Source organism: Oceanicaulis sp. UBA6590, assembly GCF_002433705.1.
Taxonomy (GTDB): Bacteria; Pseudomonadota; Alphaproteobacteria; order Caulobacterales; family Maricaulaceae; genus Oceanicaulis.
Genome location: NZ_DJIQ01000041.1, coordinates 26,162 through 47,499 on the forward strand (window position 1 = coordinate 26,162; position 21,338 = coordinate 47,499).

Annotated in this window: 21 protein-coding genes; 11 read left to right on the forward strand and 10 right to left on the reverse strand. The window is 63.2% G+C overall.

The genetic code is table 11. The annotated features are described in order from the left end of the window. Positions 1-76: 76 nt before the first annotated feature. A complete protein-coding gene (hspQ, locus tag B2Z70_RS08790; RefSeq protein WP_009800490.1) occupies positions 77-406 on the reverse strand; it encodes a heat shock protein HspQ in 330 nt (109 codons plus the stop codon). 213 nt (positions 407-619) lie between these two features. On the opposite strand from hspQ, the gene B2Z70_RS08795 reads away from it, so the two are divergent. The 3 genes from B2Z70_RS08795 (at position 620) to B2Z70_RS08805 (ending at position 3,375) form a co-directional block, all read left to right on the forward strand. Next, positions 620-1,768, forward strand: coding sequence for a Ppx/GppA phosphatase family protein (locus B2Z70_RS08795; protein WP_292982562.1), 1,149 nt, complete (start codon positions 620-622; stop codon positions 1,766-1,768). After that, complete coding sequence (locus tag B2Z70_RS08800; protein WP_292982564.1) at positions 1,755-2,516, forward strand: RlmE family RNA methyltransferase; 762 nt, start codon at positions 1,755-1,757, stop codon at positions 2,514-2,516. Before B2Z70_RS08795 ends, B2Z70_RS08800 begins: the two co-directional genes overlap by 14 nt. An 88-nt stretch (positions 2,517-2,604) precedes the next feature. Continuing rightward, a complete protein-coding gene (locus tag B2Z70_RS08805; RefSeq protein ID WP_292982566.1) occupies positions 2,605-3,375 on the forward strand; it encodes a Coq4 family protein in 771 nt (256 codons plus the stop codon). Position 3,376: 1 nt separating this feature from the next. Here the strand turns inward: B2Z70_RS08805 and B2Z70_RS08810 are convergent, their stop codons facing one another. After that, on the reverse strand, positions 3,377-3,754 hold the full coding sequence (locus B2Z70_RS08810) for a response regulator (protein WP_009800486.1): 378 nt from the start codon (positions 3,752-3,754) through the stop codon (positions 3,377-3,379). A 169-nt stretch (positions 3,755-3,923) separates the two neighbouring features. On the opposite strand from B2Z70_RS08810, the gene guaB reads away from it, so the two are divergent. Continuing rightward, a complete protein-coding gene (gene guaB, locus B2Z70_RS08815) occupies positions 3,924-5,396 on the forward strand; it encodes an IMP dehydrogenase (RefSeq protein ID WP_292982568.1) in 1,473 nt (490 codons plus the stop codon). Positions 5,397-5,457: 61 nt separating this feature from the next. On the opposite strand, the gene B2Z70_RS08820 is transcribed toward guaB, so the two are convergent. Further along, positions 5,458-6,213, reverse strand: coding sequence for an isocitrate lyase/PEP mutase family protein (locus tag B2Z70_RS08820; RefSeq protein WP_292982570.1), 756 nt, complete (start codon positions 6,211-6,213; stop codon positions 5,458-5,460). 288 nt (positions 6,214-6,501) lie between these two features. Between B2Z70_RS08820 and B2Z70_RS08825 the strand changes: the two genes are divergently transcribed. Continuing rightward, the gene (locus B2Z70_RS08825) at positions 6,502-7,818 is read left to right on the forward strand and encodes an RsmB/NOP family class I SAM-dependent RNA methyltransferase (protein WP_292982571.1); all 1,317 of its coding nucleotides are present in this window, start codon (positions 6,502-6,504) and stop codon (positions 7,816-7,818) included. 51 nt (positions 7,819-7,869) lie between these two features. Here the strand turns inward: B2Z70_RS08825 and B2Z70_RS08830 are convergent, their stop codons facing one another. From B2Z70_RS08830 to B2Z70_RS08840, 3 genes are all read right to left on the reverse strand, one after another. Beyond that, complete coding sequence (locus tag B2Z70_RS08830) at positions 7,870-8,667, reverse strand: copper resistance protein B (protein WP_292982573.1); 798 nt, start codon at positions 8,665-8,667, stop codon at positions 7,870-7,872. After that, the gene (locus B2Z70_RS08835) at positions 8,664-10,652 is read right to left on the reverse strand and encodes a copper resistance system multicopper oxidase (RefSeq protein WP_292982575.1); all 1,989 of its coding nucleotides are present in this window, start codon (positions 10,650-10,652) and stop codon (positions 8,664-8,666) included. Before B2Z70_RS08835 ends, B2Z70_RS08830 begins: the two co-directional genes overlap by 4 nt. A gap of 73 nt (positions 10,653-10,725) precedes the next feature. Then, complete coding sequence (locus B2Z70_RS08840) at positions 10,726-11,121, reverse strand: hypothetical protein (RefSeq protein WP_292982577.1); 396 nt, start codon at positions 11,119-11,121, stop codon at positions 10,726-10,728. Positions 11,122-11,281: 160 nt separating this feature from the next. Here B2Z70_RS08840 and B2Z70_RS08845 point away from each other — a divergent pair, with 160 nt between their 5' ends. Genes B2Z70_RS08845 through B2Z70_RS08860 form a run of 4 tightly spaced genes read left to right on the forward strand, consistent with a single transcriptional unit; the run spans position 11,282 to position 14,928 of the window. Next, positions 11,282-12,034: an abortive infection family protein gene (locus B2Z70_RS08845; protein WP_292982579.1), complete on the forward strand. Its 753-nt coding sequence runs from the start codon at positions 11,282-11,284 to the stop codon at positions 12,032-12,034. 59 nt (positions 12,035-12,093) lie between these two features. Next, positions 12,094-13,662: a glutamine-hydrolyzing GMP synthase gene (gene guaA, locus B2Z70_RS08850; RefSeq protein WP_292982581.1), complete on the forward strand. Its 1,569-nt coding sequence runs from the start codon at positions 12,094-12,096 to the stop codon at positions 13,660-13,662. 27 nt (positions 13,663-13,689) lie between these two features. Beyond that, positions 13,690-14,685, forward strand: a complete 996-nt coding sequence (locus B2Z70_RS08855) for a TIR domain-containing protein (protein ID WP_292982583.1) — start codon at positions 13,690-13,692, stop codon at positions 14,683-14,685. 42 nt (positions 14,686-14,727) lie between these two features. Further along, on the forward strand, positions 14,728-14,928 hold the full coding sequence (locus B2Z70_RS08860) for a SlyX family protein (RefSeq protein ID WP_292982585.1): 201 nt from the start codon (positions 14,728-14,730) through the stop codon (positions 14,926-14,928). 56 nt (positions 14,929-14,984) lie between these two features. Here B2Z70_RS08860 and B2Z70_RS08865 read toward each other — a convergent pair whose 3' ends face one another. From B2Z70_RS08865 to B2Z70_RS08880, 4 genes are all read right to left on the reverse strand, one after another. Beyond that, positions 14,985-15,488 carry a hypothetical protein gene (locus B2Z70_RS08865; RefSeq protein WP_292982587.1) on the reverse strand — a complete coding sequence of 168 codons (504 nt, stop codon included), beginning with the start codon at positions 15,486-15,488 and terminating at the stop codon, positions 14,985-14,987. Between the two features lie 108 nt (positions 15,489-15,596). Continuing rightward, on the reverse strand, positions 15,597-16,280 hold the full coding sequence (locus tag B2Z70_RS08870) for a type 1 glutamine amidotransferase domain-containing protein (RefSeq protein ID WP_292982589.1): 684 nt from the start codon (positions 16,278-16,280) through the stop codon (positions 15,597-15,599). A 78-nt stretch (positions 16,281-16,358) separates the two neighbouring features. Beyond that, positions 16,359-16,805 carry a hypothetical protein gene (locus B2Z70_RS08875; protein WP_009800474.1) on the reverse strand — a complete coding sequence of 149 codons (447 nt, stop codon included), beginning with the start codon at positions 16,803-16,805 and terminating at the stop codon, positions 16,359-16,361. Between the two features lie 71 nt (positions 16,806-16,876). After that, positions 16,877-18,421, reverse strand: a complete 1,545-nt coding sequence (locus B2Z70_RS08880) for a LytTR family DNA-binding domain-containing protein (protein ID WP_292982591.1) — start codon at positions 18,419-18,421, stop codon at positions 16,877-16,879. A 137-nt stretch (positions 18,422-18,558) separates the two neighbouring features. On the opposite strand from B2Z70_RS08880, the gene B2Z70_RS08885 reads away from it, so the two are divergent. Continuing rightward, positions 18,559-19,995 carry an alpha/beta fold hydrolase gene (locus B2Z70_RS08885; RefSeq protein WP_009800472.1) on the forward strand — a complete coding sequence of 479 codons (1,437 nt, stop codon included), beginning with the start codon at positions 18,559-18,561 and terminating at the stop codon, positions 19,993-19,995. Positions 19,996-20,114: 119 nt separating this feature from the next. Beyond that, positions 20,115-21,260, forward strand: a complete 1,146-nt coding sequence (locus B2Z70_RS08890) for a helix-turn-helix domain-containing protein (RefSeq protein ID WP_292982594.1) — start codon at positions 20,115-20,117, stop codon at positions 21,258-21,260. Positions 21,261-21,338: the final 78 nt, after the last annotated feature.

The following is a 21,338-nucleotide window of genomic DNA, read 5'->3' on the forward strand; positions in this document are numbered from 1 at the left end:
CGCAAGAAGGGGCGCCTGAGCTGTCAGGCGCCCCTTTTTCTTGAGCGGCGCGCGCCTTCGATGGGCCGCGGCGTGATCAGTTGGGCGCGAAGCCGCCGGTTTTCAGCGTGTAGCGCTGGCCGTCGAACCCTTCAAAGATCTCTACCGTGTCAGGATGGCCCACTGCGCCGTTCTCGGCGTCGGGCAGCAGATTGCCTTCAGAGACATAGGCCTCGTAATGGCCGTCCTCGTTTTCCGCCAGCAGGTGATAGAAGGGCTGGTCCTTGTCCGGTCGCAGCGATTCAGGGATCGACAGCCACCAGTCCTCGGTGTTCGCAAACACCGGGTCGACGTCAAATATCACGCCCCGGAACGGGAACAGACGGTGGCGCACCACATCGCCGATTGTGAACTTGGCCTCACGCAAGCCGGACCTCCTGAATTCGGGACCGTCAATGTAGTAGCCAGCACATGCAATTCCAGTGCCTGACGCTGTCAGAGCCGGGTTCTGCGCTTTCACAAGCGTGAAAGGCGAGCTATCCTTAACGTCAAACTGAAGTATCGCCCGCCTCAGGCCTGTCAGCCGGCGCCCATACCGGCGCGCTGCAGGATCGCCGCGGGCGCGATGAGGACGAAAACCATGGCGAAGGACGCGGCCGGCTCGGAGCCAGCGCGCCAGCGCCCGAATCGAGGCCGGAAATCCGCCCGCCAGGACCCGATCTACGGGGCCATCGATCTGGGCACGAATAATTGCCGCATGTTGTTGGCGCGGCGGACGCGGGGCGGGTTCCGCGTCGTTGACGCCTATTCCCGCATTGTCCGTCTGGGCGAGGGGATCACGGCGTCAGGCGAGCTTTCGGAAGCGGCGATGGATCGCGCCGTGGAGGCGCTGGGCGTCTGCGCCGAACGCATCAAGCGGCGCAATGTCACCAAGATGCGAGCCATCGCCACCGAGGCCTGTCGACAGGCCAAGAATGGCGAGCTTTTTCTGGAGCGCGTGAAGTCCCAGACCGGTCTTGATATGGAGATCATCGGGCCGGAGGAAGAGGCGCGTCTTGCGGTCCAGGGCAGTCTGGACCTGCTTGATGAAAGCATGGATGCGGCTGTCGTCGTCGATATTGGCGGCGGATCCACCGAGCTGTGCTGGGTGGATCTGGCGGAGTGGCGCAATCGAGGCGGCTATGACAGCGGCGGACGTCCGCCGCTGCGCGGCTGGTCCTCCATGCCGCTGGGCGTGGTGACGCTGTCTGAACGCTTCCCCGAACCCAGGAAGGCCGATGACGCCGCCCGGGCTGAATGGTACGGCCAGATGAAGGCGTATGCGCACAAGCATCTCAAGCCGCCCAAGGGCGCGCGGCGCTTGCGACCGGTCTTCGAGGCGGGGCGCGCCCACATGGTGGGCACGTCCGGCACGGTCACGTCGGTGGCGGGGGTGCATCTGAACCTGACGCGCTATATGCGCGACAGGGTCGACGGGATGTGGATGACCACTGAAGAGGCCCACGCCGCCTGTCAGCGCCTCGCCACGCAGGATCGCGCCGGCCGGTCGCGGGAGGGCTGCATCGGGCATGACCGCGCTGATCTGGTGCTTGCAGGCTGCGCCATCTATGAAGCGGTGATGGAAGCCTGGCCCACAGAGCGCGTCCGGGTGGGCGACAGGGGGCTGCGCGAAGGCATGCTGCTGAACCTGATGCGTCCCAAGCGTCGCCGCGGACGCCGGGGCGCCGGCAAACGGGCGGACGCCGCCACATCTGAAACCGGGAAGAGAGACGGCCATGAGCAAGGATGACGAAAACGGCGAGGGCGAACCCGAACGTCGCCGCCGCCGGTCCGGCCCTGTCACAAAGGGCGGGGACGCCCGCTCGGCCAAGCAGTTCCGAACGCGCGTAAAAACCGCGCGGGGCCGCAAATACTCCTCCAAGCTCTGGCTAGAGCGACAGCTCAATGACCCCTATGTGGCCCGCGCCAAGCAGGAGGGGTATCGCTCTCGTGCGGCCTACAAGCTGATCGAGCTCGATGACAAGTTCGGCCTCATCAAGCCCGGCATGCGGGTGGCGGATCTGGGCGCGGCCCCGGGCGGCTGGACTCAGGTCGCGCTCAAGCGCGGCGCCGAACATGTCGCCGGCGTTGACCTTCTGGAGATCGAACCGATCGCGGGCGCCATCCTGATGCAGCTCGATTTCACCGAAGAGGGCGCCGAGGACAAGCTGAAGGCCGCGCTGGGCGGGCCGGCCGATCTGGTGATCTCCGACCTTGCGCCCTGGACGACCGGGCACAAGTCCACGGACCATTTGCGCATTGTCGCGCTGGTGGAGACGGCGGCGTATTTCGCCCTGGATGTGCTCAAGCCCGGCGGCGGGTTCATCGCCAAGGTCTTTCAGGGCGGCGCGACGGGTGAATTGCTGGACCTTCTCAAGCACCGGTTCGAGAAGGTGCGCCATTACAAGCCGCCGGCCAGCCGGTCGGAAAGTGCGGAAACCTTCCTGCTCGCCACCGGTTTCAGACCGGAGACCAAGGGCGCGCCCGAACAAAAGTAAACGCCGTTCACTTTTGGCTTGGCGTTTTCATTCATATGTGGATACTCCCATGCAGGGCGGTATGGAAAAGACCGCCGGGAGGATCGACATGACAGACCAGCAGACGGCATGCCCGCCCTATCCGTGGGAGCCCTTCAACCCGATCCGCGCCTGGAAGGCCTTCTGGGGGCTGGTCGGGGACCGGGATGACACGCGCTATGTCTTCGCCTTTTTCCGGGCGGTGAACGGGCGCTCCATGGGCCATATCGTCAACCGGTTCGCCAATTCCGATTTCGGTCGCAGCCAGATCGAGGACCGGACCCGGTTCGCCGATGTGATGCTGGATCGCAAGACGCTGGAATCCTACGGGCGCGGCACCTTCGCCGCCGCCTATCTGCATTATCTGGACAGTGAGAATCTCAATCCGCTCGGCGTGCACGAGGCGGCGGTCGAGAATGCGCCGGAGCTCTATGCCCAGCTTGAGGCGGAGTATCCCGAGTTTGCGTCGATGACCTACACGCTGCATCTGGCGCATGACCTGCACCATGTCCTCACAGGCTATGGTCGGGACCCGCTGGGCGAAGCGCTCTTGCTGACCTTCAACGGCAATCAGAACGGCACACGCGGTTCCCGCCTTCTGGGCATGTTCGCGGGGTTGCGAATCCGCTCGGAGATCTGGCAATGGCCCGTGGGGCGCATGATGGCGAACGCCAGGCGCATGGCGCGGGAAAGCCGGGACCTGGTGACCACGGACCTGACCCAGTATCTGCATCTGCCGCTGGAAGAGGCGCGGGCGCGTCTGAACCTTGTGCCGGACCCGCTCTATCGCGAGGTGCGCGATACGTGGACCGGGCCGGAACCGGTCAGCGCGAAAGCCTAGTCTACAGACCTGGCGCCGGACGACCGTTCAGAAGGTATTCCATGACCTCGGGGTCCTGGATGTCGAGCTTCTCATAGGGGCCCAGAAGGCGCAGCCGACTTTTGGGCTTTCCCGGGCCGAGGCGACGGGCGGTGAGCATCACCACGATGCCTTCAAAGCCGCACCCTTCCAGAACCGGCAGGCTTTCCACATAGTCGCTATGGGGCGGAACCCGTCGGTCCAGGAAGACAAGGTCGTATCCGGAGGCCTTGCTGTCTTCGCAGAAGGCGTTGACTGAACTGTAATGGTCAAACTCGAAAGAACCGGGGACGTGCTCGGCGAGACCTGACAGAATTGTCATCTCGACCGGGTCATCGTCAATCACCGCAACGCGTCGCATGCAAAATTCCTTATACCTGACAGGGGAATGCGCGAATTTCGCGCTCAGGTTGGTTTACCATAACGCCGTGCGCGATATGGAGCAATCCATGGTGGGATGCGGCTAAACAGCCTTGCGCTCAGGCTCAAACCTGCTAAAGCGGCCCCGCAAGAGACAAGGAGGCCTCCCCATGCAGATTCGCGAGGGGCTTACCTTTGACGACGTGCTCTTGCAGCCCGGTTCGTCTGAGGTTTTGCCCGCTGACGCTTTGGTGCAGACCCGGCTGACGCCGTCCATCACCCTGAACATTCCCATCCTCTCGGCCGCCATGGATACGGTGACCGAAGCCGGTCTGGCGATCGCCATGGCCCAGGATGGCGGTATCGGCGTGATCCACCGCAATCTGACCAATGAAGAGCAGGCCGAAGAAGTCCGCCGGGTCAAACGGTATGAAAGCGGCATGGTGGTCAATCCGATCACCATCTCGCCCAAGGCGACCCTGGCCGAGCTTCAGGCGCTGATGAACCATCACAAGATTTCCGGCATCCCGGTCGTCGAGGGCGGCGAGGGCGTGAACGGCAAGCTGGTGGGCATCATCACCAACCGCGATGTCCGCTTCGCCGATGACATGAACCAGCCGGTCTCCTCTTTGATGACCCATGAGGGTCTGGTGACGGTGAAGCCGGGCGTGGATCAGGGCGAAGCCCGTCGTCTCCTGCACAAGCACCGCATCGAGCGCCTGCTGGTTGTGGACGATGAGGGCCATTGCGTCGGTCTGATGACCGTCAAGGACATGGTCAAGGCCGAAGCCTATCCCAACGCCGCCAAGGACGAGCACGGCCGTCTGCGCGTCGCGGCGGCCACCACGGTGGGCGACGCCGGCTTTGAACGCGCCCAGGCGCTGATCGATGCGGGCGTGGACGCGGTCGTCATCGACACCGCGCATGGCATGTCCGCCTCGGTGCTCGAGCAGGTTCGGCGCATCAAGGCCGCGTCGAACTCGACCCAGGTCGTGGCGGGCAATGTGGCCACCTATGACGGCGCGCGCGCCCTGTTTGATGTGGGTGCGGACACGGTGAAAGTGGGCATCGGCCCGGGCTCGATCTGCACCACCCGCATTGTCGCGGGCGTGGGCGTGCCCCAGCTGACCGCGATCATGGAATGCCGCCGCGCAGCCGACGGGTTTGACGGCTCGATCATCGCGGATGGCGGGATCAAGTATTCCGGCGACCTGGCCAAGGCCATCGCGGCGGGCGCCGATTGCGTGATGATGGGCTCGATGCTCGCGGGCACCGAGGAAGCGCCCGGCGAGACGTTCCTCTACAAGGGGCGGGCCTACAAATCCTATCGTGGCATGGGCTCTGTCGGCGCCATGGCGCGCGGCTCGGCGGACCGGTATTTCCAGAAGGAAGTCACCGACCGCATGAAACTTGTGCCAGAGGGCATTGAAGGCCAGGTGCCGTACAAGGGCCCGGTCGCGCCGATCCTGCACCAGATGGTGGGCGGTCTGCGTGCGGCCATGGGCTATACCGGCGCCAGGACGATCAAGGACTTCCAGCAGAAGGCCGAGTTCGTGCGCATCACCAATGCGGGTCTGAAGGAAAGCCACGTGCATGACGTGACGATTACTCGCGAAGCGCCGAACTATCCCACGCCGTCCTAGGCATGGGACTGGTCCTGAACGAAAAAGCCCGGCGCGTTCGCCGGGCTTTTTTGTATCGGGCTCAGAGCGCCAGCGCCGCGCGAGAGCGCTCGGTCAGCATCTCCATGGCCGCGATATAGGGGGCGGGGCCGAAGCTCAGGCGCCGCGCGCCGGCCTCTTTCATGATCCGGAGCTGATCCATATCGCCCACCATGACATTGATGGGCGCGCCGATCCGCTCGACCAGTTTCGCGACGAGGTCGGGATCCTTGAGACCGGGGAAGAAAACCCCGTCCGCGCCCGCATCCACATACGCGTGGGCGCGCTCCACCGCATGATGGATCCGTTCGCTGTGATGGCTGGGGTCTTCTGGATCAAAGAAGACTTCGCTGCGGGCGTTGATGAAGAGCGGTTCGCCTTCTGAGGCCTGGGCGCTGACAATGGCGCGCAGCTTGGCGGTGAATTTCTCGATCAGAACCGGGCTGGCGGTCTTGCGATCCCGGTCCTCGATATTGATGCCGACAGCCCCGGTATTGCGCACGCGCAAGGCGTGGTCGGCGACCTCGGCAGGGTTTTCCGAATAGCCGGTCTCGATATCGACGGTCAGCGGCACGGAGATGGTCTTGGCCATGCGGCGGGTGATCCGTTCCAGCCATTCGAGCGGCAGGGATTCCCCGTCCTCGAAACCAAGCGCGGCGGCGACCGCCCAGCTCGATGTGGCGATGGCCTTGGCGCCGGAGCGCTCGATGGCGAGGGCGCTGCCTGCATCCCAGGCATTGAACAGCACAAGGGGAGAGCCGGGGGCGTGGAGGGCGGCGAAGGCGGCGTATTTGGGCATTGTCTCGTCTCCGTCCTGAGCGCGTTCGCCAGGTGGAGGGGCGGGCACGCTCGATTATGTGTCTTTCAGGTCTGAATTTGAACAGGTTCAGCGTTAAAGCTTCCCTTGGGATCATGCCGGGCCTTGCCGCCGGGCTTTTGACGTGATGAGGGAAGCGCGTGAAACTTGCGCCGCGCCTGTGTATCAGGGCGCTCCCCCGGAGCTTTGCTCCGCAAGCGCGACCGCGCGCCGGCCGACGAGGCCGAACTGACAACGGCCCGCAGGGCCAAAGAAAAGAGAGACTACCCCATGCGTGACGCAGGACGGATCGCCGGCGCCATTGAAGTGCTCGACGCGGTCATGAACCGGCACCAGCCGGTGAAGGACGCCCTGCGTGACTGGGGCAAGGCGCACCGCTTTGCGGGGTCGGGCGATCGCGCCTGGATGTCGGGCCTGGTGCTGGACGCGCTGCGCCGCCGGGGCTTTCTGCGCCATGTGATGGGCGAGGATACGCCGCGCGCGCTGGTGCTGGGCGCGCTCAGCTATGCCTGGGGCATGGATGCAACTGCCATCTCTGCGACTTTTGAGGGCGATGAGCATGCGCCCGATCCGCTGACCGAGGCCGAGATTGCGGGCCTGTCAAACGGCGCGCCTGAGGATACGCCGCTTCACATCCTCGCCGATGTGCCTGAATGGCTGGGGCCGAGTTTTGAGCGCGCCTATGGCGCGGATGCCGCCGCCGAAGGTCAGGCCATGGCGGGTCGGGCGCCGGTGGATCTCAGGGTCAACCGTCTGAAAGCCGAGCCGGACAAGGCCTTCGGCGCGGTGTCCTCCAAGATCAAAACCATTGAAGTCTCGGACCTGACGCTTGATGGCTTGCGCATCCCCGAAACCGATCCGCGCGCCAAGGCGCCGGGGGCGGAAAGCATCCCCGCTTTCGGCAAGGGCTGGGTCGAGGTGCAGGATATCGGCTCCCAACTCGCCGCGCTGGCGGCGGGCGATATCAAGGGCGCGCAGGTGCTTGACTATTGCGCCGGCGCGGGCGGCAAGACTTTGGCTCTTTCGGCGCTGATGGAAAACACCGGCCAGCTCTACGCCTGGGATTATGACGGACGCCGCCTGCGCGCGATCTGGCCGCGTCTGCAACGCTCGGGCGCGCGCAATGTACAGGTGCGCGACGGCAAGGAAGCCGAAACGCTGGGCGATCTCGAAGGCAAGCTTGATTGCGTGTTCATGGATGCGCCGTGCTCGGGTTCGGGCACCTGGCGGCGTCGCCCCGACAGCAAATGGCGTCTCAAGCAAGAGGCGTTCAAACGCCGTCAGTCCGAACAGGACGAGGTTCTGTCCAAGGCCTGGCGCTTCGTCAAACCGGGCGGGCGGCTTGTCTATGTGACCTGCTCGGTCCTGCCCGAAGAGAACGAAGACCGCGTCGCGGCCTTCCTTGAGTCGCACCCCGAATTCACGCCCGTGCCCGCGAGCGACGCCATAGCCCAGTCCGGTCGCCTCGCCGAAGGCGCGCAAGAGCGCCTCAAAGTCCTCGAGGGCCGCTTCGGCGCGATCCAGCTCACCCCGCACCGCACCGGCACGGACGGCTTTTATGTCTGCGTGATGGAGCGGGCGAAGTAGGCTCAGGCCTCACGACATGAAAAGGCCCCGGCATTGCCGGGGCCTTTCTCGTTAGAACCAGATGCGCACACCGGCGAGGAGGGCGGTTTCCTCCACCTCATCGCCCATGGAGCGGGCGAGGCTGGCGGTTTCGCCCAGCTTGCGCTCCCAGCTGACGCCCACATAGGGGGCGAACTGGCGGCGGATTTCATAGCGCAGGCGTAGCCCCGCCTCGACATCGGTAAATCCCGTGCCCTGATCGAGCGTTGGCGCGTCACCGAAGGCAAAGCGTGTCTCGACGACTGGCTGCAGGATCAGGCGCTGGGTGAAGAGGATTTCGTACTCCACCTCCGCCTCGATGGCGGCGCCCGCCTCTCCGCCCAGATAGGCGTGGGCGTTCACCTCGAACCAGTAGGGCGCAAGCCCCTCGATCCCGATCACACCCTGGGTCTCATCCGGGCCGAATTCATGGCGTAGGCCGGTCTGGACGTTGAAATAGCGGGTCGCGGCGCGGCTGTAGAGAAGCTCGACCTCGCCGCCGTCAAAGCTGTCCTCGTCGGGCAGATACGCGCCCTTGAAGTTCATGACGAGGCGGTTGATATCGCCGCCGGTCCAGACGCCGCCCTCCCATTTCAGGCTGGTCTCGCCATCCGCGTCCTGCCATTCAAAGCGATCTAGCATCAGCATGGAATGCTTCGTGGCGCCCGAATGATGCAGCACGTCATGACGCGCCTGCGCCATCACATCGGCGTCGAAATACCGGTCCGCGGCGTTCCAGAGCGGTTCGTCATGGCCGCTGTCGTGAGACTGAGCGAAGACCGGGGCGGCGATAAGAGCGCAGGCTGCGCCCAGAAGGAATGAGCGGATCATTGGGCGCCTCCGCCATGGTGACCGGAGTGGTGGTTATGGTGCGCGGGCGCCGGTTCAGGCTCTGACGCGGGGGCGTGATGGCCCTGATGACCGCCGCCATGTCCGGAATGGCTGGAATGATCCATTGGCGCGGCTTCCGTCTGGTGATGCCCGGAATGGCTCTGATGGGCCGAGTGACCCTGATGGCTTGAATGATCCATCGGACCCGGGCGCACCGAGACGACCTGCATCATGCCTGCATGCATGTGGTACAGGAGGTGGCAGTGGAAGGCCCAGTCGCCCGGCTCGTCTGCCGTGACGTCAAAGGCCAGACGCTCGCCCGGTTTGACGATCACGGTGTGCTTGCGCGGTTTGTGATCGCCGCCACCGTTGACCAGCTCGAAGAACATGCCGTGAAGGTGGATCGGGTGGGGCATCATGGTGTCGTTCACCAGAGAGACCCGCAGGCGCTCGCCTTCATGGAAGATGATGGGCGCGTCGATCTCGGTGAAGCGCACGCCGTCAAACGACCACATATATCGTTCCATGTTGGAGGTGAGATGGATCTGCATCTCACGCCCCGGCGCGCGGAGGTCGGGATTGGTGTCCAGGCTGCGCAGCTGGGAATAGGTGAGGACGCGATGGTCCACATCTTCCAGCCCGATCCCCGGCTCATCGAGGCGACTGATCGGCGCCATGTTGAGATTGGCGACGCCCGGCCCCTCAGTATGGTTGTGGGTGACAGGCGCGCTGTCCTCCATCGCCATGGCGGAATGACCGGAATGCGCGGAATGATCCATCTGGCCGTGATCCATAGACCCGTGGTTCATGCCGTCATGACCCATGGCGCTGTGGTCCATGCCGTCTCCGCTCATTGAACCATGCCCCATAGACCCGTGATCCATGCCCATGTCGCGCATGGTCAGAAGCGGGGTGGGACGCAGCTCGGGAACCTCAGCCGTCATGCCTTCGCGCGGGGCCAGAGTGGCGCGGGCGTAGCCCAGTCGCTCAATGCTTTCAGCCATGATCGTGAAGGCGCGGTCCTCACGCGGGGTGACCACCACGTCATAGGTTTCCGCCACGCCGATCTGAAGTTCGTCGGTTTCGACGGGCTGGACATTCTGGCCATCGGCCTGAACCACGCTCATCGCGAGGCCCGGGATGCGCAGATTGAAGATCGTCATGGCCGAGGCGTTGATGATGCGCAGGCGCACCCGCTCGCCCGGCTCGAACAGGCCCGTCCAGTTGCTGTCCGGTCCCTTGCCGTTGACGAGATAGGTATAGGTCTCCCCGCCCACATCGGAGATGTCGGTGGGCTTCATGCGCATCTGGCCCCACATGGCGCGATCAGACAGGGCGGCGCGTGCGCCATCCTCGCTCATGTCGCGGACCAGATCACCGACCGTGCGGTGATTATAGTTCAGGCTTTCGGGATTGGTCTTGAGCCGGTTGAACAGCGCCTCGGGCGACAGGAAGGTCCAGTCGCTCAGCACCAGCACATGCTCGCGGTCATAGCCGACCGGATCATGATGGGCCGGATCGACGATGATCGGGCCGTAAAGCCCTTCCTGCTCCTGCAGCCCGGAATGGCTGTGATACCAATAGGTGCCCGACTGACGCAGGCGGAAGCGATAGGTGAAGGTCTCGCCGGGGCGGATGCCGGGAAAGCTCACGCCCGGAACGCCATCCATGTGGAACGGCAGGAGAATGCCGTGCCAGTGAATGGAGCTGTCCACATCGAGATGGTTGGTGACATTGAGCGTCACCTCATCGCCTTCGCGCCAGCGCAAGAGTGGGGCGGGCACGCCGCCATTGACCGTGATCGCTTCATCGCGGCGGCCATCCACGCGGAAGGGCGTGCGGGCGATATCCAGATTGAAGACCGTACCGGTCAGGGCGTCGGGGGCGCGCTGGGTCAGCGCGCGGCTGGCCTGCGCCCAGCCGGGCGTCAGGCTTGCGGCTGTCAGCGCGCCGGCGCCGGTCAGCCAGGATCGTCTCGTAATCATCAGTCAGCTCGTTCAGCTCATCAAACAGACAGGGTTCATTGTCCGCCAAGGGGGGCGGGGCGCCTGTCCGGGCCTAGTTGAGCTGAACGGTGAAGAGCTGGATCGGGGTCGGCCAGGGCGGCGGTCGTGGCCGGTTCGGATCAAAGACCGGAGCCTTTGTCGCCACCAGACGCAGCGCCTTGAGGTCAGGCTTCGGCGCTTCGGGCAGGATGACCGGCAGATCGAACTGGGGCGCGTCATTGAGCACCAGCGGCGCTCCGCACAGGGCGTTCTCCTCGCACTCGGGATCGGCTTGCTGGCTCGGAGCGCCGTGATGGGCGTGGGCGCTCGTCTGATGATGCGCATGAGCATCGGCATGATCCGCCGCAGCGGGCGTCATTGGCTGCGCACACACCTGCATTGTCCAGCACGCGATGAAGATCATCGCGGTCAGGATCTGGGGCAGGGGCGTGTCGAAGCGTCGAGTCATGGCGCCAACATAGCGCTCCTGCGGGCTCAGGAAAACCGCGCGCGCAAACATGTCGCGCGTGTTCCTCATCAACTGAGGTGCAGATAGAATACCGAACAATCGAAATTAAAATCTGAATTCATCAGTCTACAGAAGAAGTTCCTTCGTTTGGGTGAAAGCTATGGACCAACCCGATATTCCCGATTCTCTCCTTGAAAAAGCGCAGCTTTTGGAAAATTTGCTGGTCGATGTGGCTACGGGAGGTGGCGGAGACCAATTGCTGTACCAACAGCTTCGTCGGGACTTCATGGAAGATGAACTACTAAAAGATTTGCTTCCAGATTTTGTGAGAACGCACAGAGCTTTTGGCTCGTTCTGGCCATTCATCAAAAAGCGGGCAGGCACTTATGCTGAGAGGCGCGAAATTATTGGCTCAGCCTTTACGCCATTGATTGACCACCTCGAGTCGCAGGTCATTTCGCCAACAGAGCCTTTGGTGTCAGAACAGCTTGGAAAGTTTGATAAACAAGCTGTTCAGCGAATTTGGTTCAAAGCATTGAGTCGACGAAAAAGTGATCCTGAAGGGGCCATCACTGCTGCCCGAGCACTCATGGAAACGGTCATCAAGCACATCCTTGATGCGCGTATGATTGAGTACACCAAGGGTGATGACCTTCCGGCGCTTTATAAGAAACTCTCGGGTGAGTTGAAGCTGGCTCCTTCGGAGCACAGCGAAAGAGTCTTCAAGCAAATTTTAGGCAGTCTAACCAACGTGGTGAACAATTTAGGCACATTGCGGAATCAGCTCTCAGACTCACATGGTCACGGAAAAAAGGCTCCCGCTCGGCCGACAGCACGGCATGCTGAGTTTGCAGTTAACTTAGCCGGTTCATACGCGGTCTTTCTCATCCAAACTCACGAGGATCGGCAATGACAAGTTTTGCGCAGCTTCAGCCCTCTTCCGCATAGCTTCGATCTGCGCTATGCGCAGCCATGACCGAGATTCAGGCCCACCATGAAAAAGCGCTGGTGATCGACTTTGGCAGTCAGGTCACCCAGCTGATTGCTCGCCGACTCCGCGAAAGTGGCGTCTATTGCGAGGTTCACCCCTTCAACCGCGTGGACGACGCCTTCCTGGACGCCTTTGCGCCCAAGGCGATCATCCTGTCGGGCGGTCCCAATTCCGTCCATGGCGAAGGCACCCCGCGCGCGACCCAGAGCGTGTTCGAGCGCGGCCTGCCGGTGCTGGGCATCTGCTATGGCGAGCAGACCATGTGCGCCCAGCTGGGCGGCAGCGTGGAAGCGGCGGAGGAACGCGAGTTCGGCCGCGCCGATATCGAGATCGTCGCGGACAGCCCCCTGTTTGACGGCATTGGCGAGGTGGGCCATCTCGAACGCGTGTGGATGAGCCATGGCGACCGTGTGAACGCGATCCCGCAGGGCTTCCATCCCATCGCCGCCACAACCCATGCGCCCTTCGCCGCCATTGCGGATGAGGGGCGTCGCTTTTACGGCGTGCAGTTCCACCCCGAAGTGGTGAACACGCCGCGCGGCGCGCTGATCCTGCGCAACTTCACCCACAAGATTGCGGGCATGAAGGGCGACTGGACCATGGCCGCCTTCAAGGAAGAGGCCATCGCCAAGATCCGCGAACAGGTCGGCTCGGGCCGGGTGATCTGTGGTCTGTCGGGCGGCGTGGACAGCTCGGTCGCTGCCGTCCTGATCCACGAAGCCATTGGCGACCAGCTCACCTGCGTCTTCGTCGATACCGGCCTGATGCGCTCGGGCGAGGCCGATCAGGTCGTGACCCTGTTCCGCGAGCACTACAACATCCCGCTCGTGGCTGCGGATGAGGAAGAACGCTTCCTCTCGGCGCTGGCGGGCGAAAGCGATCCGGAAAAGAAGCGCAAGACCATCGGCAAGCTCTTCATCGACGTCTTTGAAGACAAGGCCAAGGGCGTGGGCGGCGCGGATTTCCTCGCGCAAGGCACGCTCTATCCGGATGTGATCGAAAGCGTCAGCTTTGACGGCGGCCCGTCGGTCACCATCAAGTCGCACCACAATGTGGGCGGTCTGCCAGAGCGCATGAACATGAAGCTCGTCGAACCGCTGCGCGAACTGTTCAAGGACGAGGTCCGCGCGCTGGGGCGCGAGCTGGGCCTGCCCGAAAGCTTCATCGGTCGTCACCCCTTCCCGGGTCCGGGCCTCGCCATCCGTATTCCGGGCGAGGTGACAAAGGAAAAGGCCGACGTGCTGCGCAAGGCGGACTCGATCTATATCGAGGAAATCAAGAAGGCCGGGCTTTACGACAGCATCTGGCAGGCGTTCGCCGTGCTGTTGCCGGTCCAGACGGTCGGCGTGATGGGCGATGCCCGCACCTATGACAATGTGCTGGCCCTCCGGGCGGTGACCTCCACCGATGGCATGACGGCGGATTATTTCCCGTTCGATCATGACTTCCTGGGCCGCACCGCCACCCGCATCATCAACGAAGTGCGCGGCGTGAACCGGGTCGTCTACGACGTCACCTCCAAACCGCCGGGAACCATTGAGTGGGAATAGGGGATAAATAGTTCAAGGTTGTAAAAAGTGAGCACGAGCCCAGATTTCGATATCGCTTTCTCATTCGCTGGTGAGGAAAGGCCTTACGTTGATCAGGTCGCGAGAGCATTACGGGATCTAGGAGTTAAGGTTTTTTACGACCAGTTTGAACAGGTCGATCTTTGGGGGAAAGATTTATATACTCACTTAAGTGAGGTATACTTTAAGCGTGCTAAATTCACAATCATGTTCATTTCTGCGGCTTATAAAAGTAAGCTATGGACAAACCATGAGCGTGAATCTGCTCAAGCGCGGGCTTTTCAGGAGGCGCAGGAATACATATTACCTGTGCGATTTGATGAAACTGAAATTCCTGGAGTTCTGCCCACTGTAGGGTATCTGTCTGCTAATGATTATAGTCCAGATGAACTTGCCTCTCTAATTGTGAAGAAGCTTGTGAGTGTTGGTGGGTCTGTCCCATCGGAATTAGTTCGGTCAGATTTTAGCTTGGCAGCTTTTGTGCCTAGTCCGACGCCAAATGAATTTGTTGTATCTGTGGTTGATGACGAGGATGCTCCCATAGCTAATGCAGCTGTGACTGCCCAAGCTGACAATGGGACTGCTCTCAGAGGCGTCTCAGGTGTTGATGGTAAGTGCGCTCTAACCGTCCCAACCCGTAGATTTTATCGACTATTGGTCTCTCATGAGAGCTACCCAGCGGCGATAGTTGAGGTTCGGGATGTGGATCAAGATTTAAAGGTTGTTTTGCCGCGATCTGAAAACATTGGTTCAGTCACTATGTTTAGCACCGGATACATACCAAGTCTGACAGGAAGGTTGAATCCTATAAAGGACACTTCTAATCGAACTTATATGTATGCTGATAATATAGCTATTGATGGCGGCAAGCCTCAGCCAGCTCCGTTTGTGGTGGATCAGGCGATACGGCTAGAAGATGCCAATGGGCGTATTGTTTTTGCTACTGTAAAACATATTCATGCTAGGGTGGCATTGCTGCAATTTACGATAAAGCCATCCAGCTGAAGTGGCTCAATCTTCTTTATTTTGCTGAGTGTAGGCTTTGCAATGACTACCGACCGTCTCGACCGTCTTGAAATCCATGTCGCCGAGCAGCAGCAGATGCTCGATGACCTCTCTGAGGTTCTGACCCGTCAGACCAAAGAGATCGAGGCGCTGAAGGCGCGGCTTTCTGCTTCCGACAACCGCATTGCGGAGCTGGAGGCGGGCCTGCCTGCGCCGGGCAATGAAAAGCCGCCGCACTATTGAGCGCACTCTCTCGATCCTGACAGAAACGGGCGGCCCATCGGGCCGCCCGTTTTGCGTCAGTTATACGGATTGGGCATGCGGCCCATATACATCCACTCGCCGTCGCGCATGAAGAAGAGGCCGGTGGCCGTCTCGTTCATGCGCGGGCCGGGCGGCGGGCCCGAGCGCTGGAAATAGAGGGTGAAGGCGCACTCATAGGCCGCCTCCGGCAAGGTCTGCACCCGGTCCCGCGCCCAGTCGGGCAGGTCCTCACGGGTCAGCCGTCGCCAGCCGCAATTCTCCACATCGACCCGGCGCAGGGCCTCCAGCGCCACCAGCGTGTCCTCCCGGGTGCGTTCGCGGCGCGCCTCCTGCACCTCCAGCTGATAGCGGAAGGCGGACATGCGCTCGGCGCGGGTCTCACTGGCCAGATTGTCATGACCGTCGAACTGGAGCGCCGCCATATAGGCGCGACGGGCGATCTGGTGGTTGGGGGCGGGATAGTCCGGCGGCGGGGGCGGAGCAGAGGCGTCCTGACAGGCGGTGAGTACGAACAGGAACGCCAGGGTCAGGGCGCGCATCATTTCCCCCATGGGTCAGTGCCGGGCGGCGCCCAGTATCGCCTGAGGGGATTTAACCAGACCTCAAAAAAAGCCCCGGGCGGCGACCCGGGGCTTTCACTGGAAGGCCTAGCCGATCTTGAGCTGGGCCATCAGCGCTTCGGCGACCGGTTTGGAGGAGGCCGGGTTCTGGCCGGTGATCAGGCGGTGATCGGACACGGCGAAGGGCGCCCAGTCATCGCCTTTGTGATAGTCTCCGCCCAACTCCTTCAGGGCGTCCTCGAGCAGGTGCGGCACGACCTGGGTCAGACCCACGGCCTCTTCTTCGGAATTGGTGAAGCCGGTGACCTTGCGGCCCTTCACCAGCGCGTGGCCATGCTCATCCTTGACGTTCAGCAAAACGGTCGGGGCGTGACAGACAGCGCCGATAGGCTTGTCGGCTTTCCAGAAGGACTCGATCAGCGCCACGGAATGTTCGTCATTGGTCAGGTCCCAAAGCGGACCGTGCCCGCCGGGATAGAACACGGCGTCAAAGTCTTCGGAATTGACCGTGTCGAGCTTGACGGTGTTGGCGAGGGCTTTCTGGGCGTCCCCGTCGCTCTTGAACCGGCGGGTGTCCTCGGTCTGGGCGCTCTCGTCATCGCTCTTGGGGTCGAGCGGCGGCTGGCCGCCCTTGGGCGAGGCGAGGGTCAGCTTCGCGCCGCCATCCTTGAACGCGTAATAGGGGGCCGCGAATTCCTCGAGCCAGAAACCGGTCTTCTCACCGGTTTCACCGAGTTCGTCATGCGATGTCAGGACCATCAGAATATTCATGGGGAGCTCCTTTGGGGGACAGGGAGACTAGACGTAAGGGGCGGTGGTCGCGCTTCAACCGTCGGACGGCGGCGGGCCTCAGACGAGCCACACCAGAACGGCCAGCGAGCCGCAGATGGCGAGCGCGTCCTCGGCAAGCGCGGCCCTGAAATCGGAGTCCAGGCGCGCCGCCAGCCAGGCCCTCAGGAAAGCGCAGCCATAGGTTCCGGCCGCAGCGCCCAGAATGCCGGCGACGGCAGGCAGCAGGCCTCCCAGCGCCGCACCCGCGACAGCCGCCGCGATCAGTCGGGCCAGAACCCCGCCAGTTTCGGTGCGTGAGGGGGTGCGCGGCTGCTTGTCGCCCCAGAGCTCCAGCCCGGCCAGGGCGGCGAGCGGGACGAAGGCCCACCATTCACTGAGCCAGCCAAAGGCGGGGATCAGGGGCTGGGGCGCGATGACGAGCGCATACCCGCTGACCAGGGCGAGCGCCATGAAGGTGCGTGCGCCTGTCAGAATCCCCAGCAACAGGGCTGCGAGAATGATCATGTCCGCCTGTCCCACTCAGCTTGCGTCACAGAGGCTAACGCCGGTCTGACGTGATCGTTCCCGGCGAGGCGTCAGACCGGTCTGGCCGGGTCGGCCTCAGAGAGCGCAGTCCGCACGCGGGGCAGGATGCGTCGGCTGACTGGAACTTCGCCCCCCGACCGCAGCAGCAAGCGCCCGCCGCCGCCCGGCTCGCGTTCCAGCGCCCTGACGAAAGCGGTGTTGACGATATGGGAGCGATGCACGCGAAGGAAGGTGGGCGGCAGCTGGTCTTCCAGCCGGGCGAGCGTGAGCGTGTAGAGGACGCATCGACCATCCTCGTAATGCAGCTCCACATAATCGCCTGCGGCCTGAATTCGGCTGATCTCCTGGGTGCGGACAAAGTCGGTGCGCCCGCCGCTTTCCAGCGGCAGAAGGGCAGGCTCGCTGGCCTGACGTGCAAGGGCGAGCGCGGCGTCCAGCGCTTCGGCGCGACGGGTTTCCAGGGCTCGGATGCGCTGTTCACGCAACAGGGTCAGCGCTTGCTGGACAAACAGGGCGATCAGGAACACGCTGGCCAGCCAGAACAGGTGCAGGTCGATGAAGGCGCTCTGGGTCGTGATCGCGATGAGCGCGGCAAGGCTATAGCCTGACGCATGGACGAGCGCCTCGCGTCGCCCTTTCAAACCCTGATAGCCGCTCAGCAGCGCACACAAGGCGAGCGCCAGCGCCAGCACGCCCCATGTCTTGCCGTCAAAGCCGCGCATCAGCAGGATCGGAAAGGCCAGGATTGCAGCATATCCGCCAAGCGCGAGGCTGCGGCGTCCGAAGCTGAGCGAGGTGAAGCGCTTGAGGGTGAGCGCCATGAGGCTGAGCGAAACGCCGAACGCGCTGGCCACGATGCCGATCAATCGCGCGTCATGCAGCGGATAGGGATAGCTGATCAGTCCGCGTGCGGCCTCGATCAACAATTGGGCGCCCAGCGCGGCGCTGAGGCCGACCAGAATGATCGGTTCTTCGCGGCGCTCGGCCCGGACCGCCATCGCCGCGAACACCAGGGCGCCAAGCGCAAACACGCCGAACATGATCAGGCTGGGCCAGTAATACTGGAGGATCCGGTCTGTCGGCGAACCGTACTCGGCCAGGAAGAAGGACTGCATCGGCGAGGTCAGGGTCAGGAAGCCATGATGGGAGGACAGCCGGATGGCCAGGGTATTCTCTCCGGCGACAAACAGGTCCCTGGGGGCATGGGCGGCGAAGTCGATCCGTCCGGCGCGCTCCTGGCCGGCATTGTCGCCCGGCAAGCCATTGGCGCCGATCCGTACGCCATTGAGATAGATCTCGCTGGCGGCGAGCCCGGAGAGATAGACCCCCTTGGGGCCAGGCGAGGCGATCCACTCGGCCTCGAGGCTGACCCGGGTCTGCGCCCACAGATGACGGCCCTGCGGGTCGAGCTCAAAGACCTGCATCTCCTGGCAATCGGGCGCCGTGAAGTCCGGCAGGGCGTCCGCTGCGCCGTCCGCCGGACACACGATGAGCGGCGCGGCGCGCAGGCTGATGGCCTGACGGGCCTCAGCGGGGCCGGTCGCTGCGGACAGGAGGAGCGCCAGCGCGCCGAGAATGAAAGGCAATCGGGTCATCAGTCTCTGTCAGCAAGGGGCGCCGTTCGTCGATCCGGCTTCGCCGCTCACCGATGAGCGCCTGACCGGGCGGGGTTTTGGAACAACCATGCTCTTCGTCCCGCCGCAAGAGCGGGAGACCCACAAAGGAGACAAACATGCGGTCAGGACTTTTCTCCCTTCTTCCCGCCCTCGCGCTGACCGGCGCCGCCTTGGCGGAAGAGCCGATCAGTTTCACGAGCAATGACGGCGTCAGCGTCGAGGCGTTTCAGGGCGCGTTCACCGTGCCCGAGAACCGCGGCAACCCCGACAGCCGGATGATCGAGATCGGCTATGTGCGCTTTCCAGCGCTCGAGGGGGCGACAGGCGCGCCTATCGTGTATCTCGCCGGAGGACCGGGCGGGTCGGGAACCGGGACGGCGCGCGGCCGCCGGTTTGATCTGTTCATGCAGATGCGCCGTCATGGTGATGTGATCGCCTTCGACCAGCGCGGCACAGGCCTGTCGCGCAATGATCTGCCGACATGTGTTTCAAGCGTCAGCGTGTCTGAAACAGAGCCGGGCACGGACGCCGAGTATGCCGGCGCCTATCGCCAGGCGGCCCGTGAATGCCGCGTCTTCTGGCGTGAGCAAGGCGTCGGGATCGAGGGCTATACGACGGCCGAAAGCGTTGCGGACATTTCCGACCTGCGCGCGCATCTGGGCGCGGAGCGCGTGACGCTCTGGGGCATCTCCTATGGCACGCACCTCGCGATGGCGGCGCTCAAAGCCATCCCCGACGAGATTGATCGCGCCATTCTGGCCAGTGCGGAAGGTCTGGATCAGACAGTGAAACTGCCGTCCCGGACCGAAGCCTATATCGAAAGACTGCAGGCGGCTGTAAACGCCCAGCCGGGGGCCGCGGCGGCCTATCCCGATATCGCGGGCATGATGGCGCGGGTGCATGGGCGGCTGGAAGCGGAGCCGATGCCGCTCATGATCCCCGGTGCGGACGGCGCGCGCCCCTTCCTGCTTCAACGCCGCGATCTGCAGCAGATGACCTCCGGTCTGATCGCGGATCCGGCCTCCGCCGCGATTGCCCTGGCGATGTACGCCGAGATTGATCAGGCCGGCAGCGCCAACATCGCCTCGGCCATCATCGCCCGGTTTTACGAGCTGGGAGCGCCGATCAGCCTGCAACCCATGTCCACAGCCATGGATCTGGCGTCCGGGATCAGTGCAGAGCGTCTGGCGCAGGTGGAGCATGAGGCGCAGACCGCCCTGCTTGGCGCGTATCTCAACTTTCCCATGCCGCAGCTGAATGGCGTTTGGGACGGGTTCGGGCTGGACGACGATTTCCGGGCAGCACCCACGGGCGAGACGCCGATCCTTCTCCTGTCCGGGACGCTGGATGGCCGCACCTATCCTGACAGCCAGCGCGCGGCGCTTTCGCGCATGGCGCATGTGGACTGGGTGATCGTTGAAAACGCCGGGCACAATCTCTTCATGACGACGCCCGAGGTGCCGGCCGTGATGCACCGCTTCATGGTGGGGGCTGATGTGGACGGAGAGCGCATCATTGCGCCCCTTCCTGATCTGACCGAACTGCCGTTCTAGGCGCGTGCAGGCCGGGCGGCGCTCCCGGCCTGCATCCTCGCCCGGGTGCGAGTGAGCGATTGTCAGTCCCGCCGTTCGCCGTCAGTCTTGCTCCAGGACGAACGGGGAGCGGCGTTGGGATGATCGAGCTCTGGGTGCAGTTCATTTCAGCGGGGGCGGCGGGCGTGGCCCTGTTCGCTGCGCTTCAGCTCTGGCTGCTGGACCGTCGCGAGGCGGGCGCGCATCCGCGTCATGCCAGGAAGGCGCTCGCCGCCTTTCTCGTCCTGAGCGCGCTCTCGGGGTTTGAGCTGTTGTTCGAGCAATCGGGCGTTTACGAGACAGCCCCCGCCCTGATCGGCGCCCTCTGGCCGTTCAGACTGTTCTATGGCCCTGTTCTGCTGGTCTACGTGCTCGACATGACGCGGGCGCCGGATGCGGCCTGGCCGGTCCGGCTGAGGCTGCTGATCTGGGCGCCGGCGCTGGCGGCTGTTCTGGTCAGTCTGAGCTTTTTCACCCTGCCGACCTCCATTCGTCAGGGCGTTTATGGTCTGAGCGAAGCGGAAGGCTCGACCGCCTTTCTCGTGGTGACGGCCTTCAGCGGATTGTTCCTGGTTCTGACGCTCGCCTATCTGGGCGTGGCGGTCTGGGTGCTGACGCGGAACCTGCAGACCGTGCGACAGATCTTCTCCAATATCGAGAACCGCACCCTGTCCTGGCTCCGGGCGGTCTTGCTGCTGATGCTGGTCGCCTGGAGCTGGGGCGCCATCAAGACGTTCTTCCCGGTCAGCCTGATCTCCAATCCGCTCATCGATCTCAGTGATGCGCTGGTGGAATGCGTCTGGATCGTCGTGGTGGGGCTTTACGGGATCTGGCAGGCCCCGGTGTATCGTGATCGGGCGGATGCGCCTCCGACGCTGGAGACGGCGGAAAAATACGCACGGTCTTCCCTGTCCGACGCGCGTCTGGCCCAGATTGCGGCGCGGCTGGACAGTGTGATGCTCAAGGACAGGCTCTATCGCGATCCGCTGCTCTCGCTCAGCACGCTCGCCTCGCGTCTGGCCGTCAGCCCCAACCATCTCTCCCAGTGTCTGAACGGGCATCTTGGCGTGAGCTTCTTTGACTATGTGAACCGCCTGAGGGTCGAAGAGGCGGTGAGCCGCATACGCGAGACGTCCGATCCGCTGCTGACCATCGCCTATGAGGTGGGCTTCAATTCCCGCTCCACCTTCAATCTCGCCGTGAAGAAACAGACCGGGCAGGCCCCGAGCGCGTTCCGGGACGGCTAGCCCTCTGTCCGACCCGTCCCGTTCGGACAGGATTGAAGTCTGATCGGACCCGTTCGGACGCGGGCCCTGAAACGGGCT